Here is a 14,306-nt window from a genome sequence, read left to right as displayed (position 1 = left end):
TCTGGAAAAATGGTGATAATTTTCTGATTTCTCATTTTTAATATTTGTCCTTAATGTTACGCTGGAATTGACGATAACGCAGTACGGATAAAACACCCCGGCGCTTTTGAATCACGAGTTAGAGAGAAACAGTCGGAAGATAAAGACATGGAGAGAGTATCTGGCTTGAGAGAGGGATAAATAAACATATCAACATCCGCAAACATTACCCTTACTCATCAAGGTTCAATGAAATAATATACAATTATTCATAGTTTCTATTTTAATATCTGCACATCGCAACTTCATGGTGTTTATATCTTGATGGATGCGATTTGTTGGCTTTTAATTCTGCGAAGTTCTTGTTTTAAAGTATATTAATTTTCATTTAAACCTTTCAAATGACATGGTTATTTTCGTGTGCTGATTTATAGGTTGAGCAATAACTTTTGTTAAACTAGTCTTAAATTAAGAGTCATGTCACTGGTAACGGTTGTTTCAAATAATCAAAATTGCTTTTTGGATGGGGGTTCAAGCGGGGCGTTTTTTTTGTTGTAATATGTGCGGCAGATAAAATTTCAGCCTTGTTCTTAATTCTTTGGGGGGTTACGGAACCATAGGAAATGAGTCATCTGGCATCGTTTTTAAATGATCTAAACAGAATGAAAAGAGAGAGGTTAATGACTGTAAGCATGTAAAGCTAAGTTTTAAATGTAGATGTGACAGCGGAAAATCACATGTTCCCTTTTTTAAAGCACCTATTGTGCTGTTCCTCAACGAGGCTGATAACGTCAGAGGATAGAGTATTAAGTCTATATAACTGCACTTCCAACAGGGAAGCTTTATATATTTTCTGTAGACTAATTAAGGAATAATTATGAAAATACAAACACCTGTGCTTAAATTTACTCTACTGATTACTTCACTTTTATGGACCTGGGGAGCCTTCGCCAGCCAACACTTTGATTCAGCAGATGAGATGACGGACACGAGGATTATCCAACTTGATAATTATGTTTTCCAGTCATCGCTTGTGGATGCAACTTCTTTCATCATGGACGTTAACCCGTCACCCAAAAATGCTCCTGATGGTGTTTTTAAACCAGGTGTCCTTTATAACATCCATATTGCCAATGATGCTAAATTTAAGACAGGCCAGACCTTCTCGCTGATGTTCAATAACAATGGGGAATACACTGTCTATCGATTAGCTGCACCTGATGCACCCGTCGGGGAAAAAGGGCAGCCAATTGGTACGGGGGAACTAAATAAAAAAACCGCGCTGGCTGAAGGTGTTCGGGTATGGGCTGGCGTGGTGAAAGATCCCTTCTTTGCCAACTCCCAGGGCGTAGAACGCCTGCAACAGCAGCTCTCCAAAGGAACTTATGATCCCGCAATCTGGGCGTCAGCAAAAGGGAAGAACAGTTTTTCTGGCCGAAAATGTGCTGCCATCGTATTGGATGTCCCTAATAAGCTGCTGGGGAAAACAGTTAATGTGTTCATGACCACCGCAGTGCCAAAGGATTCCAGCTGGGAGCAAGTGCAGTATTCGGCGCTGCCGCTACTCTCTTATTTCATGTTTGATGACAATAAAACATTAAAATCAGAACACAACCGGAGCCGCCCTGGCAATATGCAGGATATGAGCAAATACGTTTCCGCCCGCGTGGCCCATACCAGCAGCGTGACCAACAGCCAAAAAGACCCTCAGGCTTATGGCGATAGAGTCGCCAGTATGCTGGTGCCGGATGTCATTACCTATTACACCTGGACCGCGGCAAGATTCACGGCAGGGGCGATCAATGGCCGCAGTCTGAGTGATGATGCCATGAGTGAAATGCTGACGCTGCTATTAGGCGAGCCAGTCGACCAGCGGGTGACCAATAAAAAGATGTATACGCATTATTTTCCGTATCTGATTCCGGCTCCTTTTGAATAAGCGGGCATGGTTACGGAAACTATGCATCCGTTATTTGTGAAGGCCTTTTAGAAACTCGCGGTGATATGTTATTTGCTATAATAGCCTTTTTAAATTTTACGACAGACTGTTGCGACAAAACATTGCGGGTTAGTCAAAACATCGGCAAAGCACCGGCGAGATAATCGTTCGGTGCTTTTTTGCATGGTCAAAAGGCTTGACTAACCATCATGCTCCTTTAATAAACCTGCTAAAAGAACGCCAGCAATACACCTGTATTTTTTGTTGTCAGCGCCGGAACATGCTATCACTGCGATTTAAAATCGATAACACTTCTACTCATCAGGTTTAAAAATATTCCGCAATGTCTTCATGATGTCCTGTAGTTGTTCATCATTGGCGGCGTTGTGGTTATAGTGTAAATAATAGTTAACGTGCATGTTTAATTCTGGTGGTGGGGAATGTTCAATCATGGGTAATCTTTTTACTATCAAACGGGAAAGACTCTCAGGCATCAATATGATGTGATCGGAGAAAGCGCAGGCCATCACCATGTTCAGAGAGTCACCGGACATCACCCTGACTTTACGTTTGTCCATTAAATTGTTAAAACGCCCGGCCTGTTTTTTGTCATCGTAAAGATAGTTTATCTTTCGTGACCAGTGCACATGACGACACGTTTTCCATTGTTTAAGCGTAAACTCATCGTTGGCCAACGGGTTATCTTTAGCCATCAAAATTTTCATACCGCCGGAAAATAATAAACTCTGGACAATGTGGCTGTCGGGCGGCAGTCGGGTACCGGCATCGATATCAACCTTTTTACAACGCAGTCCGAGAAGGCGGTTTTCATCATCCATTTCTGATGGCAAAAAACTGATCTGTCGCGGGTAATTTTTCCTTTCAGATACTTTTTTTGAGATTAAAAACTCCACTATAGAGTCGGTGCAGATAGATATTTTTCTGTCACTGGATGAATCAGTCTGGTGGCTATCACTCAAGTGCCTGGAAAGGCTGAGATAACGCTGCCCAAGCTCATTAGCTATATCGTTAGGGATCATGCCAGCTTTCGTTCTCAAAAAAAGAACAGAGCCGGTTTCTTTTCTGGCTTTATTCAATAGATAGCTTACGGCACCGGGTGTCACATCAAGGAGTTGGGCTGTTTTCTTTACGCTTTTACAGGTCATTAATAAATAAACAGCCCTCAGTACTTTTATATCGATTGAATCAAACATGTTGTTACTCTCTTTTTGGTATATGAAATTTTATTTTTCGATGATTTAATTTGCAGGTGTATTTTTTTTCGCTGACTTGCCGTGTGTGTCATTGTCAGTAGTGATGCTGATAAAGCAGAGGATAAGTTATTGAGACCCAATCGAACATACGGCTGTGACTTTGTCGTGATAAGTAAATTACAATAACACTTTAATGAAGTGATTTTTTTCTTTATAAATGCAGCCTGAAGTAAAATAAGTGCAGGGATTATTATGAAGGGAGGTAATTAGTGTGAGTGATTTTTGTAGTTGAAGGCCCTTTTGGCATCTATGGTGCCATATTAACGTAATGAAAAATAGTATTTTGACTGTTTTACTGGGGATGAAAAACAAAATTTCTAAAATTAAAATCATCTCGATGTTGATTCATTTGTCACCCCTTGCAGAGGATTCATTTTCTGACAAGTGTCTGTCAGGTCTGCTCACCATCATGATATCATCTGCCAGGGAAACAGTTATGATATGTTAATTAATGCTCTGGTTCGCTCACCAGGAAATATCATCTTCGTTTGTCCACTCTATCGTCAGAAGGGATTGCTCTGATAGAGTGCTGGAAGGACCAGGTGTCGAGCAGCCGGTCTTGATAATGCATCATCGGGAATATATTTTTTTGAGTTCTTTTTGTCGACCAGTAGAAGGATAATGAGCATGATGCAGAAGAAAAATAAAATTATTGTACTGGCAATAGTTTTCCTGGTGATGATTATCTTTATCTTCTCCCCGGCAGCAGATTATCTGAATCTGGCGGCACTGAAGAGCCATCAGGCTATGTTGAATAGTTGGGTTATTCGGAATCCCTGGTCGGCAGGTAGCCTTTTTTTCTTATTCTATGTCCTGATTACCGCCTTATCTGTACCCGGAGCTGCGTTGATGACGTTGCTTGGGGGAGCCATGTTTGGCCTGACGGCAGGAACGCTATTGGTTTCATTTGCCTCCACACTCGGAGCTTCTTTGGCAATGCTTTTGAGCCGCTTTTTGCTTCGTGACTGGGTTCAGCAACGATTTCAACAGCGAATTGGCACGATTGATAGAGGGATCGAGCGGGATGGTGCGTTCTACCTGTTTGCGCTACGCCTGGTGCCGGTGTTTCCTTTCTTCCTTATCAACCTGACGATGGGGCTTACTCGCCTGCCGGTACGTACTTTTTGGTGGGTCAGCCAGCTGGGGATGCTGCCTGGCACGTTGGTCTATGTGAATGCGGGCCGCGAACTTGCACAAATCACCTCGCTTGCCGGAATAGTGACCCCCGGGCTGATTGGGGCATTTGTTCTGCTGGCACTGCTCCCGCTTGTCTCCCGTAAGGCGCTTGATCTTTTCAAGCAACGTCAGCGCTGTGCCGGATGGCGCAAACCAGCGCACTTCGATCGCAATCTGGTGGTGATTGGCGCCGGTTCGGGCGGCTTAGTCTCGGCCTATATAGCGGCGGCCGTCAAAGCGAAAGTCACGCTAATCGAAAAGAGCGAGATGGGCGGGGACTGCCTGAACACCGGTTGTGTGCCTTCAAAAGCATTAATCCGCGCGGCGCGACTGGCCAATGACCTGAAACGGGCTGAATTACTGGGGCTAAGTCACGCTTCCTTTGAGGTGAATTTTGCGGCTGTCATGGAACGTGTGCAGCAGGTGATTGAGCGTATTGCGCCTCATGATTCTGTCGAGCGCTATTCTCAGCTGGGGGTTGAAGTGATCCAGGGGAAAGCGACGATTACGTCTCCCTGGAGTGTCGAAGTCAACGGTCAACATCTCACTGCCCGCTCGTTAATTATTGCCACTGGCGCAAGGCCATTTATTCCTCAGATACCCGGCCTGGAACAGGTTGACGCCCTGACTACCGACACGATTTGGTCATTACGCGAAAAACCACAGCGATTATTGATCCTGGGAGGAGGCCCCGTCGGCTGCGAGCTCGCGCAGGCTTTCCAGCGTTTGGGATGCGACGTGACGCTGGTTGAACGCGGCGCACGCCTGTTAAAGCGCGAAGACAGCGACGCCAGCGAGGCCGTCATGCAGGCCCTCATTGCAGATGGCGTGTGTGTGCACCTGCGTCAGCAAACGGTACGTTTTGAAACGCAAGCAGGCGTGCAGCGACTCGTTTGCTATAACGAAGAACGTGATACTGAAATCTCGCTGCCCTTTGATCGTGTCCTGCTGGCTCTGGGGCGAAGGGCAAATGTGAGTGGCTTTGGCCTGGAGACGCTCTCGCTTGCCGTCAGAGACGACGGAACCCTGGAGACAGATGAGTATCTGGCGACACGCTTCGCGCATATTTTTGCTGTGGGAGATGTCACCGGGCCTTACCAGTTCACCCACGCTGCGGCTCACCAGGCCTGGTTTGCCGCGGTGAATGGTCTGTTCGGCCAGTTTAAACGTTTCAAAGTGGATTACCGGTTAATGCCCCGGGCAACGTTTACTGCTCCTGAAGTTGCTTGTGCAGGACTCAATGAGCAGGAAGCCAGGCGAAAGGGGATCGCGTATGAGGTGACACGGTTTGAACTCAACGAGCTGGATCGCGCAATTACGGAAAACGTTGCACACGGGTATATCAAAGTCCTGACCGAACCTGGCCGGGACCGTATTCTGGGCGTGACTATCGTCGGTGAACAGGCCGGTGAGTCGATCGCGGAGTTCGTTACCGCCATGAAAAATGGCTACGGGCTAAACAAGATATTGGGCACTATCCATATTTATCCTACCCTGAGTGAAGCCAATAAATACGTTGCCGGCGCATGGAAAAAGGCACACGCCCCCAGGCGTACTCTGCATATCCTGGCGCGTTTCCACCGCTGGCGGTTGGGTAAAAAATCCTGATGGCAGTCATCCTGCAATGTGACGAAAATTATCATCAGTCCCAAATGACGGGTACCCGACAAAGTATTGGAAATAGCACAGCGAAAGCTCGCTACTGGCAGGCATGAACCGAAGGGAAGAAATGGGCCGCCACCGGGGCCTCGAACCCCGTGCTTATGACATGAAGTCACTTACTCTTCCCGATGAGTTAGTGGCGGTCAGATAGATTGATTTAGCTGTTCAAGCTTCTGCTATTCCAGTAAGAGTAAGGATAGGAATGATTAACAGAACGAACAAGTGCACAACATTAAATAGAATATTTAGTTTTTTGCACCTCACCGCTAGCCAGCGGAGTGTTTTCAGCATTCTCATTGTCAAAAACCGAGTTAATTAATGCATCTATTTTTTTGCGTGATGAGAAATCCTCAGAAAAGCAGAGGCCTACCATTTCGATAAAGTCTTCATCGGAGTTTTCCTTACTCTTTGCCATAGGTCATCCTTTCTGGGGCAAGTGCTATTGATACAGTTAAGGCACAACTTTGGAAGCAAACGGTGGTAGTCATTGATACTGGCAGATAATGTTATTTTAATACCTGAGATAAATCAACTTGTCATTCATTTTTCATCCATTTCCTCGGAATACCCTGAGTAATTTTTTGTGAACGTATCTTTTATTAAATGAAGTGGTTTGGTTTAAAGTTTAAAAATAGACGAGGGTAGGGGGCTTTTAAATCAACTGATTGTATAGACTGACTATTATTGCCCTGAGATGATAAGCCCGCCGTGGGGCGAACTTTGAATAATGAAATGTCCATGGAGGATAATTCACCTTGATGGTTAATCAGATTTTATTTCAGCACTCGAAGTATGATTCTTTTTCATCGCTCGGTATTTTGTTTATACATCCTCCTGATGGGATGCACACGCCCTCTACATCAGCATTGAATTCAATTTTTTTAAAATGTAATCGATAATAAGTTGTTTTTAATTGTGATGGCGCGTTCGTTTAAGCTTAAATTGTTGTTATGGGACTATATTCGAATTTTTGTAACAAAAAAGGATGAGATTAAAGATGATGCGTTTAATAGTTGTGGCCATGCTTTTATTAACGGGAACGGCGAACGCGGGCAGTGCGCTGGTGTGTAAGTCTAAGGCCGCGCAACCGGATCACCAGGGAAATATCAGTAATTTATCGAATAAAACGCAGTTTACCTGCGATGAGAAAGTCAAAGGAACGATTCCCGAATTAAGCACAGAGGGATGGCGTATCGTTCAGGTATCACAGCAGGAAGATGCAGAGAAAGATGAAGGGATTTATCAGGAACTTATCATCGAGAAGTAGAGCGTTTTCACTTGGTTTGATCGAGGGGGGGGGCTCACGTTGTGCATGTTTCCACCGATCGTGGTTTCGAGCTATGCAAGATGTATCGACAAGCCGGACATATCAGCAGCATTGAAACCTGTATTCAGTATCTTATGCTCAATCATGAAGAGCATACACGGCGTTTCGGTGCCAGAACCAAACACTATCCTCCCATCCGTCCCAAAGCGGAAACCGAAAAACTGTGGAAACATATCGCCAATAACGATTGTACCTCCGTCTCCTCAGGCCATGTCAGTTGGGGCCTTGAGCGTAAGGAGAACCCCAATGTATTTAAGAATGCGTCTGGTGGGCCGGGACTTGAAACTCTGCTGCCGGCGTTCTGGACTGGTTGTCAGGTCAGGGGGATTTCCCCAAGCATGGTGACACGCCAGCTAAGTAGCAATCCCGCGCGTCACTTTTTGCTCGATGGCCGTAAGGGATCGCTCAACCCTGGTGCGGATGCCGATATCGTGATCCTTAAACCTGATTGCTATAAGTACGACCCGTCGAACAGCCCTGGAGTTCGTTTGAAGGGATGGAGTTTACCGTGCGGGTTGCGGCAACGTATTGTCGTGGAGCACTGGTTTTTGATGGGCACAAAATTGCCAGTGCACCTGGTTATGGTAATTTTCTGCGGCCTCATGGCAAAAAAGTAAAGGTTCAGGAAGGGCAACAATCATGAATACGATTACCTGGCCGCCCATTAGCGCCGAACGTTTATGGCAGCGGGTGAAGATGCTCTCATCGTTCACGAAAGCAGATATCCCCTGGACTCGTAGTGCTTTTTCAACTGAATTTTCTGAAGCCCGAAATTGGTTACGAGACGAGTTTAAAGCTGCCGGTCTTAGCGTATCCCAGGATGCGGCTGGTAATTTAATTGGTCGGCGTGAAGGACTGAATGATAAAAAACCGCCATTAGTGACAGGCTCGCACTGTGATACCGTCGTGGGGGGCCATTCCATTAGCGAAGCCATTCTTCGTATGGGAAACCCAGTTTGAAAATGAGTGATAATGCTGTCACCACTAATTTCAATTAAGCTGTGCTTATTTATGTGATAAAGGATGGCTTAAAAGTTTCGCAGGGTATAGAACATATTTTTGAATAGTTACGTTTGTTTATTAGTCCGATATTGGACTTATTCTTTTTTCTTAATAAATCACGCCAGTGATTTGAGTCACAAAAAATCCCAAAAAATCATGAAAGAAGTTTAAAAGTAAATTTTATTTATTAGAAGTCAATCTTTGGGATTTACCATTAATCCCGCTATTCATGCGGTTTTAAGCTCATTCTGGCATTCGACGCAGAATTCCCGGGAGTAATTAATTCGGGTTTGTCCTGTTTACGTGCGGTATCGAGAAGTGTAAAAATAAATGGCCTGCCGTTATATCTGTTGCATGCTCTTTATCTGGCAGGAAGCCCAATTACACATTAAATGGAGAATGAGCGGATGAGCCAAAGCTTTCAGAATGAAATCCCGAAGGCGCGCGTTAACATTTCGTTAGATTTACACACGGGAGGTGCGCAAAAGAAAGTTGAACTCCCCCTTAAGTTACTGAGTGTAGGCGACTTCAGCAACGGTAAAGCTACCGGTACCCTGTCAGAAAGAAGTAAATTGAATGTTAATAAAAATAATTTCGACTCGGTATTATCTGAGCTGAACCCCGAAGTCAGTCTCACCGTAAAAAATACCCTCGCCGATGACGGCTCTGAAGAAAATGTCCGCCTGAGCTTCCAGAATATGAAAGATTTCGAGCCAGAGCAGATAGCCCGCCAAATACCACAGCTGAAAGCCATGCTCGCCATGCGTAATTTACTGCGCGACCTCAAATCCAATCTTCTCGACAATACTACGTTCAAGAAAGAATTTGAAAAGATTCTGAAAGACCCGACTCTGAGTGATGAGTTGCGTAACGAACTTAATGCCCTTTCCCCGTCCCAGGATTAATAACGTACTACTGGAAACATTAACGGAATAACTGGAAATAATGCTTATGTCAGCCAATAACGAATCCCAGAACCCGGTGACGGGCGCGACCATTGAAAAAATACTGCCAGCCGGCGGCGTATATGCCTCACTGTTCGACAAAATAAACCTGGAGCCGGTCGCCGAAATGAACTCGCTTAATGGGTTTGATGATAATACGGTGATGGCTGAAACGTCGACAAACGCCCGTGTGACCGCCGCGGTACAGGTCTTTATGCAGTGCCTGCAGAAGTCAGGTCAGAAAGTGGAAAAGCTTGATAAGACCCTGCTTGATCACCACATCGCTGAACTGGATTTCCAGATCAGCCGCCAGCTCGATGAAGTCATGCACAACGAAGAGTTCCAGAAAGTGGAATCGGTCTGGCGCGGACTGCAGGATTTGGTGAAAAAAACCGACTTCAGGCAGAACGTTAAGCTGGAACTACTTGATTTATCTAAAGAAGAGTTGCGTCAGGATTTCGAGGATTGCCCGGAAATTATCCAGAGCGGGTTGTACAAGCAGACCTACATCGCCGAATATGACACCCCTGGCGGGGAGCCCATTGCTGCGGTCATCTCTGCGTACGAATTTGATGCGTCAGCTCAGGATGTGGCGCTGATGCGTAATATATCAAAAGTTTCCGCTGCTGCCCATATGCCGTTTATCGGCTCCGCGGGACCGAAATTCTTTTTAAAAGACGATATGGAGCAGGTTGCCGCCATCAAAGATATCGGCAACTACTTCGACCGTGCCGAGTACATCAAATGGAAATCGTTCCGCGAGACGGACGATTCCCGCTATCTTGGTCTGGTGATGCCGCGCGTGCTGGGTCGTCTGCCGTATGGTCCGGACACCGTGCCGGTGCGCAGCTTCAACTACGTCGAAGAAGTGAAAGGCCCGGATCACGACAAATACCTGTGGACCAATGCGTCGTTCGCGTTTGCCGCCAACATGGTGAAGAGCTTCATCAACAACGGCTGGTGCGTACAAATCCGTGGCCCGCAGGCCGGTGGTGCCGTGCAGGATCTGCCGATTCACCTGTATGACCTGGGTACCGGCAATCAGGTGAAGATCCCGTCCGAAGTCATGATCCCGGAAACCCGCGAATTTGAATTCGCTAACCTCGGCTTCATCCCGCTGTCCTACTACAAAAACCGCGATTACTCCTGCTTCTTCTCGGCGAACTCCACCCAGAAGCCCGCGCTGTATGACACGGCTGATGCTACTGCCAACAGCCGTATTAACGCGCGCCTGCCGTACATCTTCCTGCTGTCGCGTATCGCCCACTACCTGAAGCTTATTCAGCGTGAAAACATCGGTACCACTAAAGACCGTCGTCTGCTGGAGCTGGAGCTGAATACCTGGGTGCGCAGTCTGGTGACTGAAATGACCGATCCGGGTGACGATTTGCAGGCTTCTCACCCGCTGCGCGATGCAAAAGTGACGGTAGAAGATATTGAGGATAACCCGGGCTTCTTCCGCGTGAAGTTGTACGCCATTCCGCACTTCCAGGTGGAAGGGATGGACGTCAACCTGTCACTGGTTTCTCAGATGCCGAAAGCCAAATCGTAAGGCGAGGGGAAATCAGGGATGAAAATTTACCGCCCACTTTGGGAGGATGGGGCCGCTCTGGCCCCGCAACAGTTCCAGCAGCAGGCTCGCTGGAGTGAACACGTTGCCGACATGGTCGCCCGGATGGGTATTTCTCATCCCTGGGGCGTGGTGGCGGCAGAATTTGATGATGCCGCACTGGCGCTCTCGCGCCTGAACGCCACCCGTCTGGTGGTGCGCTTTCAGGACGGTACCCTTGTTGATACTGACCTGGCAGACACGCTTCCTCCGGTCTGTGATTTGTCAGTTGCCGCCGGCAGTGAGGCTGTTGACGTGGTTGTCGCGCTGCCGCTGCTGAGTGCGAATGGTGGCAACCTCGATAACGGCCAGGACAGTGAGCGCCCGCGTCGCTGGAAAGCTGAGCGTGTGGTGGTGCAGGAGCTGGCCGGTCATGAAAGCGGGGAGCTTGCGATTCTGCGTAATGCGCTGACCCTGCGCCTGTCCAGCCAGGAAAACACCGCCTACCTGACCTGTCCGGTGGCCCGGCTGGTACGTAATGCGCAGGGACAGTGGAGCCGTGACACGGCCTTTATTCCGCCAATGCTTTCCGTTGCTGCCAGTCCGTGGCTTGCCACCGAACTGGGCGATCTGCTGGTTCGTCTGCAGGCCCGCCGTCGTCGCCTGATGGCCATGCGTCGTGAAAGCAATGAGCGGATGGCCGACTTTGCGGTCGCGGATGTCTCCCTGTTCTGGTTGCTCAATGCCCTGAACAGCGCCGAGCCGGTGCTGACGGAACTGCTGCAGACGCCTGAGCGTCACCCGGAACTGTTGTACCGGGAGCTGACCCGTCTGGCCGGCAGCCTGCTGACCTTCTCACTGGAGCACGACGCCGGGGATATTCCTGTTTATCAGCACGATGGACCGGAGCGGGTATTCCCGCCGCTGCTGGCACTGCTCGATAAGCTGCTGGAAGCGAGCCTGCCGTCGCGGGTGGTGAGTATCCACCTGGAGCATCAGGACCAGATCTGGAAAGGTGCCCTGCACGATGCGCGCCTGCGCGAAGGGGCAGATTTCTACCTCTCCGTACGCTCCTCCATGCCGAATCATGAACTTCAGACGAAATTCCCGCAGCTGTGTAAAGCGGGCAGCTTTGATGATGTGTCGGATGTAGTGAATGTGGCTCTGAGCGGGATGGTTATCAAGCCGCTGACTCATGTTCCGGCCGCTATCCCGTTACGCCTTGAGAACCAGTATTTCTCGCTGGATCTGAGTACTGAGGCGGCACGGACGATGCTTGAGATGGGTAGCTGCACCTTCTACACCCCGCGCTCACTGGGGGATGTGAATCTTGAACTCTTTGCGGTGCTGCGCTCATGAATAAATCCGATACCAGCGAGATTGAACGTATTTTCTACCCGGGCTGGCTGATGGCCAGCCAGCTGCGGGGCGGTCAGGAAGTCCGTGACGGGGAAGGGCTCTATCGTCGGGCCTGCCGCCTGGTGCAGGAGGCGAAGGCTGCGCTTACGGAGGCAGGTTACAGCGACATCAGCCGTGACCATATGGTGTATGCCCTGTGTGCACTGCTTGATGAGAGCGTGATGAACCGGGGAACCACCGATGATGGTTACCTGACCTGGCGCCGTGACCCGCTGCAGGCACACTTCTTTGGCACCCTCAATGCCGGTGAGGAGCTGTGGGAAAGGATCCGAAATCTGCTGAAAGAAACCGCCCCTGACGCCGCAGTCCTGACCTGTATGTACCGGACTCTGCAACTGGGGTTCGTCGGTCAGTATCGCGCCCAGGATGATAATCGTCGGGAAGATATTGTTCGCGTGCTCGCGGAACGGGTGCCGGCCTTCACGCTGGCACAGGACGCCCCCATTGTTGCCCGGGCATCACGCCTGCGCAGCGGTCGTCGCTGGTACTGGCTGACCTGGGTTGTGGCCGTTGTCGCTCTCGCGGCTCTCTGGTTCTTCCTTTCGTCTTCGCTTACTGAACTGGTAAGCCAGACTATGAAGCCGGGGTAAGCGATGCGGGATGCGTACCGAAGTCTGTTAACTGCCCTGGGTGCCGTACTGGCGCTGTGGCTCATCCTGGGATTCTGGCCTCTGTCCACGGGGAGCCGTGTGGTACTCAGCCTGCTGGTTGTTCTGGTGTCCGGGGTGATGCTCTGGCGTCAGCGTCGGGCTTCTCAGGCGCGGGCGACCGCTGTCCGGGAAATTGTGGATGAAAACCTGCCGCCGGAAGATTTTCAGGGGGCGGTTATCCTCGTCTGTGGCGACAATGCCCCGCTGTTTGTGTCCGGTTCCCGTCATCGGGAAACCCGGCAGGGCTGGTATCTGTGGGTGAAGGATGCAGAACAGCTGCCACTCCTGGCACTGCACCTGAGCCTGATGCGTCCGGCCCTGGTGTCGCAAATCTCCGTCATGCTGGCGGTGGTGCCTGAGCTGCACACATCCGGTGATGATTTTACCCAGTCTTTGCGGGGCTGGCAGCGTGCTGTCGTCCAGTGCCGTGCAGCATTTGGCACTCTCCCCCCGCTGTGGACCGTGACCTGGGTATCGCCCCCAGTGGCCTGCGCGGAGGCAGAGCCCGTCTGGTTTACCACGGTAAACCAGAGGAATGGTATTCAGGTGTATCAGCCGGGACAGGGCAATGTGTCACTGACGGAGTGGACCCGGGAGACCGGCTCAGACGGGCGTCTTCCGCGTCTGAGCCAGGGCCTGTGGCTGGACAGTCTGCTTGCCTGGCAGAGTAGCGCGGTGAATGACCTGCTGTCGGTACGACAGGGCGAGCTGCCGGTGATGAAGCCCTGCGTGCAGGGTATGTGCATGGTGCCGGTGAGCGGTATCGCGGGCAATCTCTGGCAACAGCACATCACTGCCGTGACGGCGCTGCCACCGGATGCCGTTGTCACCACCGGGCCACTGCCGTTACCTGAACTGCTGCTACCGGCGTTACCACGCCGACGGGGTGTCAGCCGCAGAATGGTGTTCTGGCGCTATGCCGGATTACTGGGGGGAATTTTCCTGGCGCTGGCCATGCTGGCGTCCTGGATGAACAACCAGCGCCTCATTCGTAATGTTGGCGATCACCTTGCGTTATATCACCAGCTGACGGGTAAGCCTGTTGCCCCGAAACTGCGGGCCCAGCAGCGTCTCAGGGCCGATGGCGCATTGCTGGACGACTGGCAGCGTCGCGGGGAGCCACTGCGTTATCGCCTGGGTCTGTATCAGGGACTGCGCCTGGTTCCACCCGTTGAGGCCGCCGTCAGCGACTGGGCTCCACCTCCACCGCCTCCACCGGTCATTAAGAAAATCATTCAGGGTCCGAAAACCATCCGTCTCGACAGCATGTCGCTGTTCGATTCCGGCAAGGCAGAGCTGAAAACCGGCTCCACCAAAATGCTGGTGAATTCGCTGGTTGGCATTAAGGCCAAACCGGGCTGGCTGATTGTGGTGGCCGGACATAC

The 14,306-nt window shown here is 49.8% G+C and carries 12 protein-coding genes; 10 read left to right on the top strand and 2 right to left on the bottom strand.

The window, feature by feature from the left end; translation table 11 throughout:
• Positions 1-856 precede the first annotated feature (856 nt).
• Complete coding sequence (locus HYQ67_RS06245) at positions 857-1,918, top strand: DUF4331 family protein (RefSeq protein ID WP_202302453.1); 1,062 nt, start codon at positions 857-859, stop codon at positions 1,916-1,918.
• 314 nt (positions 1,919-2,232) lie between these two features.
• Here HYQ67_RS06245 and HYQ67_RS06240 read toward each other — a convergent pair whose 3' ends face one another.
• On the bottom strand, positions 2,233-3,132 hold the full coding sequence (locus HYQ67_RS06240; protein ID WP_202302451.1) for a LysR family transcriptional regulator: 900 nt from the start codon (positions 3,130-3,132) through the stop codon (positions 2,233-2,235).
• 687 nt (positions 3,133-3,819) lie between these two features.
• On the opposite strand from HYQ67_RS06240, the gene HYQ67_RS06235 reads away from it, so the two are divergent.
• On the top strand, positions 3,820-5,976 hold the full coding sequence (locus HYQ67_RS06235) for a dihydrolipoyl dehydrogenase family protein (RefSeq protein ID WP_202302449.1): 2,157 nt from the start codon (positions 3,820-3,822) through the stop codon (positions 5,974-5,976).
• Positions 5,977-6,262: 286 nt separating this feature from the next.
• Here the strand turns inward: HYQ67_RS06235 and HYQ67_RS06230 are convergent, their stop codons facing one another.
• Complete coding sequence (locus HYQ67_RS06230; protein ID WP_202302447.1) at positions 6,263-6,445, bottom strand: hypothetical protein; 183 nt, start codon at positions 6,443-6,445, stop codon at positions 6,263-6,265.
• A gap of 582 nt (positions 6,446-7,027) precedes the next feature.
• Here HYQ67_RS06230 and HYQ67_RS06225 point away from each other — a divergent pair.
• From HYQ67_RS06225 to HYQ67_RS06190, 8 genes are all read left to right on the top strand, one after another.
• Positions 7,028-7,297: a hypothetical protein gene (locus HYQ67_RS06225; protein ID WP_202302445.1), complete on the top strand. Its 270-nt coding sequence runs from the start codon at positions 7,028-7,030 to the stop codon at positions 7,295-7,297.
• A gap of 41 nt (positions 7,298-7,338) precedes the next feature.
• Complete coding sequence (locus tag HYQ67_RS24190) at positions 7,339-7,974, top strand: amidohydrolase family protein (RefSeq protein WP_202302443.1); 636 nt, start codon at positions 7,339-7,341, stop codon at positions 7,972-7,974.
• A gap of 22 nt (positions 7,975-7,996) precedes the next feature.
• Positions 7,997-8,317: a hypothetical protein gene (locus HYQ67_RS06215; protein WP_202302441.1), complete on the top strand. Its 321-nt coding sequence runs from the start codon at positions 7,997-7,999 to the stop codon at positions 8,315-8,317.
• 449 nt (positions 8,318-8,766) lie between these two features.
• On the top strand, positions 8,767-9,264 hold the full coding sequence (gene tssB, locus HYQ67_RS06210) for a type VI secretion system contractile sheath small subunit (RefSeq protein WP_202302439.1): 498 nt from the start codon (positions 8,767-8,769) through the stop codon (positions 9,262-9,264).
• Between the two features lie 40 nt (positions 9,265-9,304).
• Positions 9,305-10,855 carry a type VI secretion system contractile sheath large subunit gene (tssC, locus tag HYQ67_RS06205; RefSeq protein WP_202302437.1) on the top strand — a complete coding sequence of 517 codons (1,551 nt, stop codon included), beginning with the start codon at positions 9,305-9,307 and terminating at the stop codon, positions 10,853-10,855.
• A gap of 18 nt (positions 10,856-10,873) precedes the next feature.
• Positions 10,874-12,211 (top strand): type VI secretion system baseplate subunit TssK, encoded by a 1,338-nt coding sequence (tssK, locus tag HYQ67_RS06200; protein ID WP_202302435.1) that lies wholly within the window; start codon positions 10,874-10,876, stop codon positions 12,209-12,211.
• Positions 12,208-12,861 (top strand): type VI secretion system protein TssL, short form, encoded by a 654-nt coding sequence (tssL, locus tag HYQ67_RS06195; RefSeq protein WP_202302433.1) that lies wholly within the window; start codon positions 12,208-12,210, stop codon positions 12,859-12,861. Before tssK ends, tssL begins: the two co-directional genes overlap by 4 nt.
• Positions 12,862-12,864: 3 nt before the next feature.
• Positions 12,865-14,306, top strand: a 1,442-nt coding sequence (locus tag HYQ67_RS06190; protein ID WP_202302430.1) for an OmpA family protein, incomplete at its 3' end; no start/stop codon positions are given.

Origin of the sequence: Dryocola clanedunensis subsp. sulfonylureivorans (assembly GCF_016756775.1) — a bacterium.
Lineage (GTDB): Bacteria > Pseudomonadota > Gammaproteobacteria > Enterobacterales > Enterobacteriaceae > Dryocola > Dryocola clanedunensis.
This window is presented reverse-complemented; position numbering and strand designations above follow the sequence as displayed.

Coding starts and splice junctions, on each gene's coding strand:
- HYQ67_RS06245 (WP_202302453.1), top strand. CDS start 857: ATGAAAATACAAACACCTGTGCTTAAATTTACTCTACTGATTACTTCA.
- HYQ67_RS06240 (WP_202302451.1), bottom strand. CDS start 3,132: ATGTTTGATTCAATCGATATAAAAGTACTGAGGGCTGTTTATTTATTA.
- HYQ67_RS06235 (WP_202302449.1), top strand. CDS start 3,820: ATGATGCAGAAGAAAAATAAAATTATTGTACTGGCAATAGTTTTCCTG.
- HYQ67_RS06230 (WP_202302447.1), bottom strand. CDS start 6,445: ATGGCAAAGAGTAAGGAAAACTCCGATGAAGACTTTATCGAAATGGTA.
- HYQ67_RS06225 (WP_202302445.1), top strand. CDS start 7,028: ATGATGCGTTTAATAGTTGTGGCCATGCTTTTATTAACGGGAACGGCG.
- HYQ67_RS06215 (WP_202302441.1), top strand. CDS start 7,997: ATGAATACGATTACCTGGCCGCCCATTAGCGCCGAACGTTTATGGCAG.
- tssB (WP_202302439.1), top strand. CDS start 8,767: ATGAGCCAAAGCTTTCAGAATGAAATCCCGAAGGCGCGCGTTAACATT.
- tssC (WP_202302437.1), top strand. CDS start 9,305: ATGCTTATGTCAGCCAATAACGAATCCCAGAACCCGGTGACGGGCGCG.
- tssK (WP_202302435.1), top strand. CDS start 10,874: ATGAAAATTTACCGCCCACTTTGGGAGGATGGGGCCGCTCTGGCCCCG.
- tssL (WP_202302433.1), top strand. CDS start 12,208: ATGAATAAATCCGATACCAGCGAGATTGAACGTATTTTCTACCCGGGC.